The sequence below is a fragment of the Saccharicrinis aurantiacus genome, assembly GCF_947489045.1.
GTDB lineage: Bacteria > Bacteroidota > Bacteroidia > Bacteroidales > Marinilabiliaceae > Saccharicrinis > Saccharicrinis aurantiacus.
Genome location: NZ_CANLCN010000002.1, coordinates 315,115 through 328,536 on the forward strand (window position 1 = coordinate 315,115; position 13,422 = coordinate 328,536).

The following is a 13,422-nucleotide window of genomic DNA, read 5'->3' on the forward strand; positions in this document are numbered from 1 at the left end:
TTTTCTGTTACACCACAAACCTACAGAATACCTGACAGTTGTAGTTGTTTTAATCATTACAAAAACTTTACTTTATTATTAATAAAAACCTAGAATGAATAGGTAACTCCTAAACTTAAGTTAACACCCTTTTGGTAATCTAATAGCGTTACTCTTTCTTGATCTACGCCATCAAATCGGGGCTCTTGGTATAGTTGATAATTAGGGTTCAATAAATTCTGTGCTTTAAACTTCACTGTAAAGTGTGTGTTAAGTTTGGCCGATGATACAAAGTCGAGTGAAGGAACTGCACTTTCAATTATTGGGTTAAAACCATCACGACCTATTGTAAAAATCTTTTCGCTAGTATAATTAAACACCACAGCATTGGAGAATGATTTTTCGCCAGTTTTAAAAGTATGCGTTAAATCAATATTTGCAATGTATGGAGCAGCACCTTCGAGTTGCGAAGATGAATGAGTAAACACACCTGATATATTATCTGAAGTTGGGTTGTCGAAATTTACATTAGAGTAAATATAGGACCCATTAAAACCAACAGATAATTTACTGATACCATCATTATTGCTTCCTGCAGCATGAGAAAAAATGTTTTTACGGATCTCTAACTCGATACCTGCCACACTGGCAAAGTCGGCTACATTTTCATAGGTTAATACACCCGCAGAATTGTTGGCGTTAATACGAGAAATGGGTTGACTGATATATTTATAAAACCCCGTAATACTAATTAACTCACTGCCACTTAAAAAGTAATCCCATTTAAGATCGACATTATAATTCTCAGAAGGTTTTAAATCTTTATTACCCTGACTTGTATAACTTAAATTATTGTAGCGGAAAGGACTAATTTCTTTACTCTGTGGTAGCGTATATGTTTTACTTAAGCCCAAACGCATTGATGCCTTACTGCTTAATTCATACTTTGTATTTAAACTTGGTAAAATAAATAGCTCATCAATACTTGATTCTTCGGGCGTTGTAGATTGGTATTTGTAATAGGTAACATCCATATTTACTTTATCAACCTTAAGGGCTCCATTAAGGGTTACTTTATCCGATACTTGATATACAGCATCAGCAAAAGCTCCATGTATACTTTTATTTACATTATAACTTTGATCAGAATACAAAATTCTAAAATCACCACCGTTGCCATCGCCAATATCCATATTATCTTGATTAAAGAAATCATCAAGATTTAAGTTTGGAGGATAAAACTCACCATCGCTACTTGCTCTCATATCGTACTCTACAGCACTAAAATCGTGATTAACCATGCGACCTGTATAACCAACTTTTAATACCGAATTACCATTATGGTTTTCATTTAAATCGTACTCTAAACTAGCTTGAATATTTAAATCGTTCTCACTCAATTCAGAGAAAAAACGTTGTTGTTTTCCGTTACCACCTTGTAATCCGTAATAAGCACCATTTCGTAGCTCAAAGTTATTAATACGTCTATCAGGTTCTTGACCATCAACAATATTATATGATAGCCCAATGTTGGCAGCTGTTTTTTCGCCCAACAACCATTTTGAAGTCAATTGATTTACGTATAAGGCATTATCATTGATTTGCTGACGACGCATCATTCCTTGCTGGCCAACACCAGCTTCGTAATCACTATTGGTACCTATAAAATCGCCTAAATACTGATTGGTGCTATGTAAATACATAAAATTATAGGCAATGGTACTTTTGTTTGAGGTGGTATAATCGGCATTTAGCATTCCTAAATGACTGGTGTTTTGAGCATATTTATCACCCTCTTGGTTTTGATCAACAGTACCATCAGTAGTAATTCGACGAATGGCTGTTTTAGAATACGAATAATCGTTACTATAAGCGGCTACCCCATACAAATTAAGAGGATTCTTATTGTCTCCTAAGTAAAACTTTTTACCGCCTGAGAATCCGAAATTTCCGTTTAATTGAGTAGAACGCAAACTAGGATCAAGCTTATAGGTATAAGAAAACTGATCTATTTGATTAAACTGAGCATTAGGTAACTGAGTTGATGGAGGTGTAGGTAAATTAGTACTTTGGGCAAAACCCATACTACTTACGCCATCTACTTGATAAAAGTCTCGTGATACGGTTTGCGTATTAGCGCCTAAACCGAAATCGATATTAAATTCGCTTTCTTCAAACAGTTCTTTTGAGTTAATATTAATAACGGCACCTGCTACATCTCCATAATTAGTTCCATTAAAAACTTTACTAACTCCAACCGATTGGATAATATCAGACGAAAAGAAATCGAGCGATATATTTTTGTATTCTGGATCTTCAGAAGGAATAGGCAAGCCATTATAAGTTGTTGCATTATATCTATCGCCTAAACCACGAACAAATACATTTTTAACCCCCTCTTGTTTTGATATACCCGATACTTTTGTTACGGCACCTTCGGCATCGCTAACTCCTTTTCGGGATAACTCTTGAGCTCCAATGGCCTGTGAAGCAAGTACGGCATTGCGTTGCTCCATTAAAAGCATATTCTCTGATTCTCTGTTTGCTTTGGCAACCACACTAACCTCTTGAATATCCATGGTAGCTTGCGAAAGCTTAATATCCAATACGGTTTCTTGATCGGCTGTGATTGTGATGCTTTCGAATACCTGTGGATCATAAGAGATATATTGAACTCTTATTTTGTAGGTTCCTGCATCAATAGGTGGCATGGCATACTCACCCATAAAGTTTGTGATTGTTCCTATTGTTGTTCCATCAATAACAACTGCTGCACCAACTAATTCTTCCCCAGTATTAGCATCGGTGATTTTCCCCTTTAAAAAACCTTGTTGAGCAAAACCTGTTCCTATTCCCAAAATAGTTAACAGTACTGCAACAATTAAACTTTTTTTCATTCCAATAAGTGTTTTTAGTCATATTCAACTTCTTCAATTCTTTTTCCTTTCCTGTGTAAAAAGAAAAATGATAAGAATCAGTTGTTAATTAGTGGAAGCAAAAATAGAGTGCTATTACGGACTGTTAGCTAATTAAATATTAAGGGTGTGTGAATTATTGGTTAATCGAAATAAATTATTGAACACTATATATCAGATAGTTAAAGCAATTATTAGGCAAGTTGTTAATGTTAAGAATTCATTTAAGTAATATTGAATTAAATATTTGATAACATTAAGCCATTTATCGAACTACTTCGGTACTCGATATCCTATTTATTTCGATTATGGGGATAGAATTTATACTATTGATTTAGGTTGCAATATGTATTTGATATACAAATAACACCATAATATATTAAGGCCACTTTTCTATTGAGTTTTTACACAAAACTATATTTTGCAGGCGGCAAGAAGGGGAGGCCTACATAAAACTATATATGGCCATCCGGAAAGAATTAAGTCAATAAACAGTTTTATATATGGCTGCAGGCAATCATTTTGTCAATAAACAATACTATATATTGGTGTTTGGTGAAAATTAGAGCAATAAATAGAACTATATATGGCCTCTGAGGAAAATGTGGGCTATATATAAAACTATATAAGGCCCAGAGTAGCACTTTCGCAATTAACTTAGGAATATAAATCAAGTACGGAATAAAACCTATGTAATACAAAAGAATAAAATAACATTACACATTGGGCTGTTTGCCCAAACCCAACTTCATTTCTTGCCTTGAAGCAAGAAACGTAACCTGCCTGCCGGCATAGGCAGGGCAAAGAAATTCAAGGCTGCTTTACAAAAAACTTTTTTATTTATTTGAAGCTTAAGTGCGGCTGGCGGATCTTCGAGCTAAGCTCTCAGCTAGCCAGTCTTACTAAAGCTACCAATAAAATAAAAGCTTTTAGTAAAGAGGCCAGCCAAACAAGGCGCTTAAATAGAATCCTACGAAAAATACAATCCTATAAAAAACTACTTCTGGCTACTTTGATAAAAATCGCGGTGTGCTTTAATTAAATTGATTGTGTATAATACCAGATTCTTGGTTTCGGCATAACACTCGAGCAATAAAATGCTACCACGTGTTTTGCCATTACCATCCATAATGCGCTTTATCTGCTTTTTACGTAAATCAATAATTAACTCACCTAAATATTGCTGACGCTGGATAATTTCGTCCATCGAATCAAAACGGTGTTCTTTTTCAATGTGAACCAAGTAATTAAAGAAACCCGTAATTTCTTCGAGAAGTAATAATATATCTTCTTGCTGAGAGTTTGATAAACCCTTGTGATGGTTATCAACGTGAGAAACTATTGGTTTTGTAAGATGCTTTAATACCGATACCAACTCACTTATATAATCCATTGCTTGCACAAAAAAGTGACTCGATTCAAAGTGTTCTTCTCCAAAAAACGAGAAGTTATTAAACAATTCCTTCTTAGTACTCTGCGATAATTTGTCTAAATAATCTATTCTTTCAGTAGCTTCTTTTAATTGCTTTGAGTTTTCATCAACAAAACCTTGAACCACAAGAATAAATATTTTTGAAGATTCTAAAAGTTGTTTTCTGATGCGCTCACTAGCCAAATCAACCAACTTTGATACATTTTTAATAAGCTGCTTTTCAGCTTCAACTTTTAATAAATGTTTTTCTTTTTCTGCTTTTCTATGGCTTTTAGTAGTGCGATAAAGTACGTAGCCCACCGCAACTAATAAAGGGAATAAGGCATATAGTTTTCCCCACCACAAAATCAATACAATTAAAAACGATGCTATAAAGGCAATTAAGGCTGTTAAAAACCAACCGCCTAAAACCGATAACACACCCGAAATACGATACACAGCACTATCGCGTCCCCAGGCCTGATCAGATAATGAAGTACCCATAGCTACCATAAACACAACAAAAGTGGTTGATAATGGAAAACGAAAGTAAGTACCAATACCTATAAAAATACTTGCTACAACTAAATTTACACTGGCTCTAATTGTATCAAAATAAACTATGTCGTTATTATCACTAATATCCTCCTCAAATTCATCGCGTTTAAACTGCTTACTAATAACGTTGGCTACCTTAACAGGAATAACGGACTTTACCTTTTCGTAAAAAATAAAGTAATTACGCACAATGGCTCTTGAAGTATGCGATGGCTCAAAGGGTTCATAACCCGAGTCTTGTCGGCCCAAATAAACTTCGGTTTCAGTAACAGAACGCGCCTTACGAGATACAAACAAAGTAATCATCATAACAAGTCCCGATCCTAAGAAAATAAACGGATACCAATTTTTATGAAAAAGTGACTGATTAAGATAACCCGAACCCCAAATATTCATTGAAAATAAAGCCGGATCAGTAATGTCGGATTCAGCAAAAGCCATAAGCCCTTCGATACCCGATAAAGGAACTCCGATAAAGTTAACCAAATCGTTGGCAGCAAAGGATAATGCCAATGCAAACGTGCCAAAGAAAACTACTATTTTAGGAATATCAGCATTGAATACAAATGAAAGTACTAAGAAAATAAGTAATGATATTGCATAAATAATACCTAAAGCTAATACTAGGTTCTGATTAATTATCATCTCTAAATCGCCATAAAAGATATCGGCAAATGCACCTTCCTTTTTTATTACCATAAAAAGAATGGCTGTAATGGCAAGTGCTCCCACTAAGGAAAATAAAAACTTAAAACGTTTTTTGTAGCGAAACGAGAATATTAACCGGGCTATAAACTGAAATATTGCCCCTGATAAGAATGCAAATACAATTGAAAATAAAATACCACCTACAATAATAAATACACTGTGGGTGTTTATTAAATCACTTATTACTAAATTGTTCGGATTATCTCCGCTAATTACAATTAAACCAATAGCTAAAGCTCCGCCTAGTAACTCAAAAATAATGGCCACTGTGGTGGATGTGGGAAAACCGAATGTATTGTATACATCTACCAAAATGATATCCACTATCATTACGGCAAGAAATAGTATAATTAATTCAGTTAAATAGAAGTTTTGCGGATAAAACACGCCCTTTCGAGCTACTTCCATCATGCCTCCTGAGAGTAGGCATCCTGCTATAATACCTATACCAGCAACCAAATATATTACTTTCCTTTTAGCTACTTTTGATCCAATAGCTGCACTTAAAAAGTTAACAGCATCGTTCGAAAGGCCTACAATCAGGTCGATAAAGCCAAGTAATACTAAAATAAATACGATTAAATAAATTTGGTCCATGTATGCGCAAAAATTAGAGTGCAAATATATAAGGATTCCTCATAAAACTCGATTTGTAATATGAACTGTATATTAAATATTAGACTATTAAGTTGAGTTAAAAAGTTTTGAGTTATTTTCCCTTATCTAAATCTAGAATTTTACATGCCGCATAAGCTGCACCATAACCATTATCAATATTCACAACCGTAATGCCATTTGCACAAGATGTTAACATGCCCAATAAAGCACTCACCCCATTAAAATTAGCCCCATAACCAACACTTGTGGGTACTGCAATTAATGGCACATCAACTAATCCTCCCATTACGCTTGCCAATGCACCTTCCATACCTGCCACAACAATAATAACCTTTGCTTTTCTTATCCTGTCTAACTGAGCAAAAAGACGATGGATTCCGGCCACACCAACATCGCTAATAATGTTGGCAGCATGCCCTAACATTTGAGCCGTTATATGCGCCTCTTCAGCAACAGCTAAATCACTGGTTCCGGCAGTTACAATTAGTATTTCATTTTCATTTAGTGGCTTCGAAAGGGAAAACTTATAGGTAAAACACTTTGATAAGGAATGGTATTCTGATTTCGGAAATTGCGATTTTAATGCACTCCCTTTTTCAACACTAATACGGGTTGCCAATAAATTAACTTGATGTTCTTCCATTTTAGCAACAATATCTATCAGCTGTTCTATGGTTTTATTCTCTCCAAAAACAACCTCAGGATAACCATTACGTAGTTCCCTATGAAAATCAAGTTTAGTATGGTTAATATCCTCAAAAGGAAGGGTTTTTAAAGCTTCTAAAACCTCATTTAAGGGTAACTCATTATTTTTAAACTGCTGTAGCAAGTTTGTTAAATGTGCTTGATTCATAAGTATTTTTTAAAGACGGAGTTTACAAAAGGGTTTTGATATTTAAGCAACTTAAAACAATTAGTCTAAATCTAACTTATATCAATCATTTGATGATGTTTTTGGTATTAGTGCGTAAAACTGAAATTGAAAGATTATTTGCCTTCGCAAGTTTTTCTAAATCATCAAATTCAATTTTAATTCTTTTTTCTCCACTCGGAAGCGTGCTTTCCTTGTATCTAACTTCACCATAAGGTGTTTCTTTTGTTTTAGAAACCCGGGGTAATTCTATTTTATCTATAGGGTATTTTCTTAGTCCGATTGTTGTGGTATGTTCAAAAATAGTATTGGCAATTACTTCTGCATCTTGCGCTAAGCAAAGTACTGATAGTTTAGTTGCAGCCCTTCCTTTTTTCATAACAATAGGAGATAAATAAGCATCTCGTGCACCCGATTTTAATAATAGATCTGGCACTATCGCTAAATCTTCGGCCGACATATCATCAATGTTACATTCAATCATGAGTGACTTACTCTGGTTTATTTCAGCAGATCGCTTACTTTCAAACACCCTCAATACATTGGGTATTTCAACAGTTCTGTGTCCTATACCATATGCTGTTCTGATAATTTCCATTTCTGGATGAGCAATCCATTCATTTGTTAGCACCTTTAAAATGGCGGCACCCGTTGGCGTGGTCATTTCCTTATCTACAGCACCCGAACTGCATTTTACACCTCTAAATATTTCTACTGTAGCAGGAGCTGGCACAGGCATTTTACCATGATCACACTTTACAAAACCGCCACCCAATTCCGGAACTGTAGATGTAACATGCGTAATATTTAGATGGTGGTAACAAATGGCTGCTCCAACAATATCAACTATCGAATCGGTAGCGCCAACCTCATGAAAATGCACATTGTGTGGTGGCTTATTATGTACCTTACCTTCAGCAACAGCAACTTCCCAAAATATATGTTTAGCTATCGTTTTAATTTGTTCGTGTAGAGTTGAAGCATTAATTAGCTTTTCAATATCGGCATAATTACGCGAGTGAGAATGGTGATGATGGTGATCATGCGAATGTTCATGGTGATGATGCTCTTCATCATGAGAATGATGATGGCTATGTTCACCTAATTGATGCGAGTGTGCTTGATTTTTTAAAAGAACATTTACCTGAGTTCCGTTAATACCACTTTTTTGAGCGGGATATACCTGAAGTTCAAATTCATCATCCACACCTAGTTTTGAAAGCTCTTTCTTTAATAGTTCCAAATCCATCCCTAAATCTAGCATTGCTGCCAAATTCATATCTCCACTAATTCCTGCAAAGCAGTTGTATGTAATTTCCATCAAATATATATTTCAATCTATTAGAAACAGATCAAATTGGCCTTCAATTTAAAAACCAAAACCATCAATTTCAACTTCTTCTTGTACTTCTACCTTTGGTTTATCTGCCTCAATATGTACTTCGTTTCTTGCAATAAATATGGCTCTTTTATTTGTAGGACATATTGACTCACAGCCACCACATCCAATACACATCTCTGGATTAACCACTTTCGGCTTTGTTAAACCATTCTTCCAAGGAACCATCTTTAAAGCTGCCGTAGGACAATGCTCTGCACAGGCACCACAATCTTCGTTATCAGTAATTAAAACACACTCCTCTAAAATTAGTTGTACTTCGCCAATTTGAGTTACCTTTTTTTCATCTAAACTTAGCTTTACAAGAGCATCATTCGGACAAACATCGATACAGGTTTTGCACTCATATTCACAAAACTGTTCTACATCAAACTTCAATATGGGTTGCATCATTCCTGTTAAACCGTTCTCAAACAGAGATGCCTTAAGCACCCCAGTTGGACAATGGTTAACACACAATTGACATGCGGTGCATTTGCTTTTAAATCTTTCTAAAGAAACTGCACCTGGAGGTAAAGGGTATAATTTTGTTTTATTTTCAACATTTGAAGCTAGTAAAGAATTGGAAGCCACTCCAGCACCCAAAGCTGCCATCGATATTTTAAAAAAGGCACGACGGTTATTTTTTGAATCAATCATTGGTAGCACGTTTTTTAATTACACTTAAGCTTAAAGCATCTTTTTTACAAGAATCAATACAATTGAAACACGAAACACATCTACTGTGATCAACTTTGTAATCATTTAAATGGTCGATAACATTACTTTTGCAAGTACGAGCACACGCCTTACAATCCACACATTTATCATTATTAATAGTAATCCTAAAAAGTGAAAACCTTGAAGCCAAACCTAAGGCTGTACCAACCGGACAAAGTGTATTACACCACAGTCTGTTGTACTTTATATCTAAATAAACTATGGTTCCGATGGTAAGAATAACCGTGGATAAAACTGCAAAAGTAGGAAGGTGATATTCTTTAAAATTAAATGTGTAATTACCTGCAGCATTTCCAACACTGGCAAAAATATTATTCACAAACGTGATGATTGGCGTTAATATAGCTGCACTAAACCTTCCGAAAATAGAATACGGATCGAGTAATAATGCCAAATAAGTACTGCCTAATAAAAGAAACAAGGCTGTTAAAAGTAAAATACTATAGCGTAATACATTATTAGCTTGCGCATAGTGTGGTTTTGCTCGTTTTATTTTACGATTCTTTTTAATCCACTTGGATAAACGCATCACTAAATCCTGAAAAATACCCAAAGGACAAATGGCAGAACAATAAACACGTCCAATAATAAAAGTAAGTGCTATTAGGGCAATAACTGTTACAAAAGAAGCAGAGAGAATTGCAGGAATTAATTGAATTTCGACTAATATTTTTGGATTTAACCATTCAGGTAAAAATCCACTTATTCCGCAAATGTATAATGTGGACAGTACAAATACTATTGCAGCAATAATTTGTCTTATTTTTTGCATCATAAAGTTCTAATATTTAATGTGGATATGAGACTTACAGTTTCACTCTTTTTACATTAACCGAACTTAAATCTTGCGTTCCTAATTGATGCTTCTCTGCCAAAGAAATGTGTTTTACATCCTCTAAACGCATGTCTTTAATTTGCCCAAAGAACTTAACAGCTGCGGTATCAACAGCCACAGGATCTGCAGAAGCGAATAATGCTTTTGTTACTAATGTATCTTCAACACCTTTGCCTTGAGGTCCATTTTGAGTCATGGCTCTATAAGCATCTATAATATTTAAAATTGGCTTCTTTTCGTAAGTTGCTAAATCGGCAATACATTGCTGCAAACCATCCTTATGGAAAACTTTTCTATCCCAGATAATACCCATAGAATTTTTCATAGACAGCGACATTTTGGCTCCACCATGATGTTTTAATACGGGCAAATTAATCCATGCATCACAATTAATAATAGCTTCATGAATTTTTGTTGATTTTATAGAAACCCCTTTGGGAAGATCTACCTCTTTATAATACTTCTCGTTATTACCCGGAACCATTTTACCACCATTGGCTTCGGTAGCTTCTTTAATTCCACTTTTTTCGTAACAGGAGTTCCACTCATTACAAGTATGATCAAAAACTAAAACTTCACTTGCTCCGGCATCTTTACAAAGTTTCACTAAAGCACCTACAACTTCAGGATTAGTGTTAGCAGCCATTTCGGGTTCTTTTGCCCAACCTATATTTGGCTTAATAACTATTTTCTGTCCAACTTTTACAAATTTGGTAATACCACCTAATTCTTCAATAGCCTTTGTAAGCATAACAGAAGGTGAATCTCCCATTACAGCAACTAATTCACCCCTTTTTTCAACACTTGTATTGGCTGCATTTGCTTCGTTACCACCTATTATCTGAGGTGCAATTGTTGAAACAGCCGCTGCTGTGGCACCTTTTTTAAGAAAATTTCTTCTGTCCATTGTGTAGTTTATTTAATTTGTGTGCAGCCTTCAAGTTTTCCTGGGTAAAATACAAGAAGGCCAATTACTGTAATGTGTATCAATCATTATCTACTGCTCAGCATTTTTTCTTTTTCTCATTACAAAAAAAGTAGCAACTCCAATAACAACGGGAACAGCAATCCATAATAAATGGAGAGAAAATTCATTACTATTCATTTCTGAATGATTATGCCCTGCATGAGCAAAAACAGCAGCTGAAAGCGCTAAAAACATTGTTGATAAGCTAATCTTCTTCATCTTATTATTTATTAAATTTATTATTGTATTAAAACTTACATCCTCTTTATTAAAGCTAAATTGTAAGAATATAAACTCATTTACATTCTTGGGAACAACATCTATACCGAAAACAATTTGGCAAGTAATTTGCAACAAATTCAATGGAATTATCAACTTAAAATAAAATATATTTCTAATATAAAATAAGTCTAAGTAAATTGTAACTATTCTTATTAATATATTCTTATTTCATTTTCAATTAACATTAAATCTATTTCTAATTTATACATTTGCTTGTTCATAAGGTATACTACAAAACACACACTATTACCTATTTAAAATATGCGAAATATTACATTAAAAAGAGTAACTACTATAACTACTTTTGTTTACTCAACCATAACAATTCTCTTTTTCTTAATTAATTATTTCTCAAGCAACATTGTGATTTCCTTATTGATATCTACTCCTATTTCAATTGGTATTTTTGCAATTTACACACACTTTTCCATAAAGAGTTATATAAATACCAAAATTAAACCCATTTATAAAACCATACACAACTTTAATGCTGGTACTCCTGATTTTCAGCACCTATCCAACAGTGAACCCTTAAAAACAGTATCGCTCGAAGTGGCAGATTGGATACAAGGTAAAACCAAAGAAATACAAGAATTAAAGCAAACCGAAAAATATAGAAAAGAGTTTTTAGGTAATGTATCACACGAATTAAAAACACCAATATTTAATATACAAGGTTATATTTTAACCTTAATGGATGGGGGCATTGACGATCCGAATATCAATATGCTGTACTTAAATAGAACAGAAAAAAGTATTGATAGAATGATCAGTATAATTGAAGATCTTGAAGCCATATCTAAACTAGAAGCAGGTGAGTTAGAAATTAAAAAAGAAACCTTTAACTTATTTCAGCTCATTGAAGATGTATATGATATGCAAGATATACGTGCTAAGGATAGAGATATTACTTTAAAACTAAACAAAGCAGGCCAAAAGCAATTATTAGTAAATGCAGACAAACAGCGAATTTTTCAAGTAGTTAGTAATCTAGTTCTTAACTCTATAAATTACGGTAAAACAGGAGGAAAAACCAGCATTAACTTCTACGATATGGATAATAGATACCTTATTGAAGTAAAAGATAATGGTACCGGTATAAAAGAAGCTGATTTGCCGCGAGTTTTTGAACGTTTTTACAGAGCTGATAAAAGTAGATCACGTCAGCAAGGCGGTACTGGTTTAGGTTTAGCAATTGTAAAACATATTATAGAAGCACACAATCAAACAATTAATGTTACAAGTACGTTTGGTAAAGGAACAAGCTTTACGGTAACCCTTGAAAAAGGCTAAGTAAGGATACTAAAAACTTTAATTAACGATAATTTCACGTTATAATAAAGGTATCGAAATGTAATATAAATTGTTTTATGTAATTTCATGCCGATAAATAATGCGCCAAAAATATGATGGAAGCGAATAGTTATAAGATTTTACTGGTTGATGACGAGCCAGATATATTAGAGTTTGTAAGTTACAACCTAAAAAAAGAAGGTTACCACGTTCTTACCTCAGAAAATGGAAGTGCTGCTATTGAAGTAGCCAAGAAAGAACTACCTCACTTAATTATTCTAGATGTTATGATGCCTGAAATGGATGGCATTGAAACTTGTGAAGAAATTAAAAGGATTCCATCTTTAAAAAACGCCATTATTGCATTTTTAACAGCAAGAAATGAAGATTATTCGCAAATTGCTGGCTTCGAAGCTGGTGCTGATGATTACATTTCAAAACCCATAAAACCAAAGGTATTGATATCAAGAGTTAAAGCTCTTTTAAAAAGATATCAACCTGAAAGTTCTTCAAATGATAATGTACAAAGCAGTATTATTGAAATAGGAGATTTAACTATCGACAGAGAAAAGTATGTTATCATTAATAAAGGCGAAGAACTTGTACTTCCTAAAAAAGAGTTTGAGTTATTGATGCTTTTAGCTTCTAAGCCTGATAAAGTGTTTACACGAGATGAAATATATAATTCGGTATGGGGCGATAGTATTATTGTAGGTGATAGAACTATTGATGTGCATATTAGAAAAGTTAGAGAAAAAATTGGCCAAAACCATATCAAAACCATTAAGGGGGTAGGATATAAGTTCGTTGAATAAAATAAACAATTCATAAAATAAAATTAGCATTCTTGTATTAGAATGCTTTTT

Annotated in this window: 10 protein-coding genes; 2 read left to right on the forward strand and 8 right to left on the reverse strand. The window is 34.0% G+C overall.

Going from position 1 to position 13,422, the window contains the following annotated elements; translation table 11 throughout:
- Positions 1–89: 89 nt before the first annotated feature.
- From QMO11_RS04475 to QMO11_RS04510, 8 genes are all read right to left on the reverse strand, one after another.
- Entirely contained in the window at positions 90–2,876 is a 2,787-nt protein-coding gene (locus QMO11_RS04475) for a TonB-dependent receptor (RefSeq protein ID WP_282036210.1), read from the reverse strand.
- A 1,015-nt stretch (positions 2,877–3,891) separates the two neighbouring features.
- Positions 3,892–6,168, reverse strand: coding sequence for an inorganic phosphate transporter (locus QMO11_RS04480; protein ID WP_282036211.1), 2,277 nt, complete (start codon positions 6,166–6,168; stop codon positions 3,892–3,894).
- A 112-nt stretch (positions 6,169–6,280) separates the two neighbouring features.
- Positions 6,281–7,042 carry a nickel pincer cofactor biosynthesis protein LarB gene (gene larB, locus QMO11_RS04485; RefSeq protein ID WP_282036212.1) on the reverse strand — a complete coding sequence of 254 codons (762 nt, stop codon included), beginning with the start codon at positions 7,040–7,042 and terminating at the stop codon, positions 6,281–6,283.
- Positions 7,043–7,127: 85 nt separating this feature from the next.
- Positions 7,128–8,381, reverse strand: a complete 1,254-nt coding sequence (gene larC, locus QMO11_RS04490) for a nickel pincer cofactor biosynthesis protein LarC (protein ID WP_282036213.1) — start codon at positions 8,379–8,381, stop codon at positions 7,128–7,130.
- 48 nt (positions 8,382–8,429) lie between these two features.
- Positions 8,430–9,098: a 4Fe-4S dicluster domain-containing protein gene (locus tag QMO11_RS04495; RefSeq protein ID WP_083634594.1), complete on the reverse strand. Its 669-nt coding sequence runs from the start codon at positions 9,096–9,098 to the stop codon at positions 8,430–8,432.
- On the reverse strand, positions 9,091–9,954 hold the full coding sequence (locus tag QMO11_RS04500) for a 4Fe-4S binding protein (protein ID WP_282036214.1): 864 nt from the start codon (positions 9,952–9,954) through the stop codon (positions 9,091–9,093). Before QMO11_RS04500 ends, QMO11_RS04495 begins: the two co-directional genes overlap by 8 nt.
- A gap of 31 nt (positions 9,955–9,985) precedes the next feature.
- Entirely contained in the window at positions 9,986–10,921 is a 936-nt protein-coding gene (locus QMO11_RS04505; RefSeq protein ID WP_282036215.1) for a DUF362 domain-containing protein, read from the reverse strand.
- Positions 10,922–11,011: 90 nt separating this feature from the next.
- Entirely contained in the window at positions 11,012–11,200 is a 189-nt protein-coding gene (locus tag QMO11_RS04510) for a hypothetical protein (protein WP_075603818.1), read from the reverse strand.
- A 324-nt stretch (positions 11,201–11,524) separates the two neighbouring features.
- Here QMO11_RS04510 and QMO11_RS04515 point away from each other — a divergent pair, with 324 nt between their 5' ends.
- On the forward strand, positions 11,525–12,556 hold the full coding sequence (locus QMO11_RS04515; protein ID WP_075603819.1) for a sensor histidine kinase: 1,032 nt from the start codon (positions 11,525–11,527) through the stop codon (positions 12,554–12,556).
- 113 nt (positions 12,557–12,669) lie between these two features.
- Positions 12,670–13,371 carry a response regulator transcription factor gene (locus QMO11_RS04520; RefSeq protein ID WP_139314958.1) on the forward strand — a complete coding sequence of 234 codons (702 nt, stop codon included), beginning with the start codon at positions 12,670–12,672 and terminating at the stop codon, positions 13,369–13,371.
- Positions 13,372–13,422 lie beyond the last annotated feature (51 nt).

Excerpts from the sequence above, each read along its gene's own strand:
- QMO11_RS04495 (WP_083634594.1), bottom strand. The coding sequence starts at position 9,098 with ATGATTGATTCAAAAAATAACCGTCGTGCCTTTTTTAAAATATCGATG.
- QMO11_RS04510 (WP_075603818.1), bottom strand. The coding sequence starts at position 11,200 with ATGAAGAAGATTAGCTTATCAACAATGTTTTTAGCGCTTTCAGCTGCT.
- QMO11_RS04520 (WP_139314958.1), top strand. The coding sequence starts at position 12,670 with ATGATGGAAGCGAATAGTTATAAGATTTTACTGGTTGATGACGAGCCA.
- QMO11_RS04505 (WP_282036215.1), bottom strand. The coding sequence starts at position 10,921 with ATGGACAGAAGAAATTTTCTTAAAAAAGGTGCCACAGCAGCGGCTGTT.
- QMO11_RS04475 (WP_282036210.1), bottom strand. The coding sequence starts at position 2,876 with ATGAAAAAAAGTTTAATTGTTGCAGTACTGTTAACTATTTTGGGAATA.
- larC (WP_282036213.1), bottom strand. The coding sequence starts at position 8,381 with ATGGAAATTACATACAACTGCTTTGCAGGAATTAGTGGAGATATGAAT.
- QMO11_RS04515 (WP_075603819.1), top strand. The coding sequence starts at position 11,525 with ATGCGAAATATTACATTAAAAAGAGTAACTACTATAACTACTTTTGTT.
- larB (WP_282036212.1), bottom strand. The coding sequence starts at position 7,042 with ATGAATCAAGCACATTTAACAAACTTGCTACAGCAGTTTAAAAATAAT.
- QMO11_RS04480 (WP_282036211.1), bottom strand. The coding sequence starts at position 6,168 with ATGGACCAAATTTATTTAATCGTATTTATTTTAGTATTACTTGGCTTT.
- QMO11_RS04500 (WP_282036214.1), bottom strand. The coding sequence starts at position 9,954 with ATGATGCAAAAAATAAGACAAATTATTGCTGCAATAGTATTTGTACTG.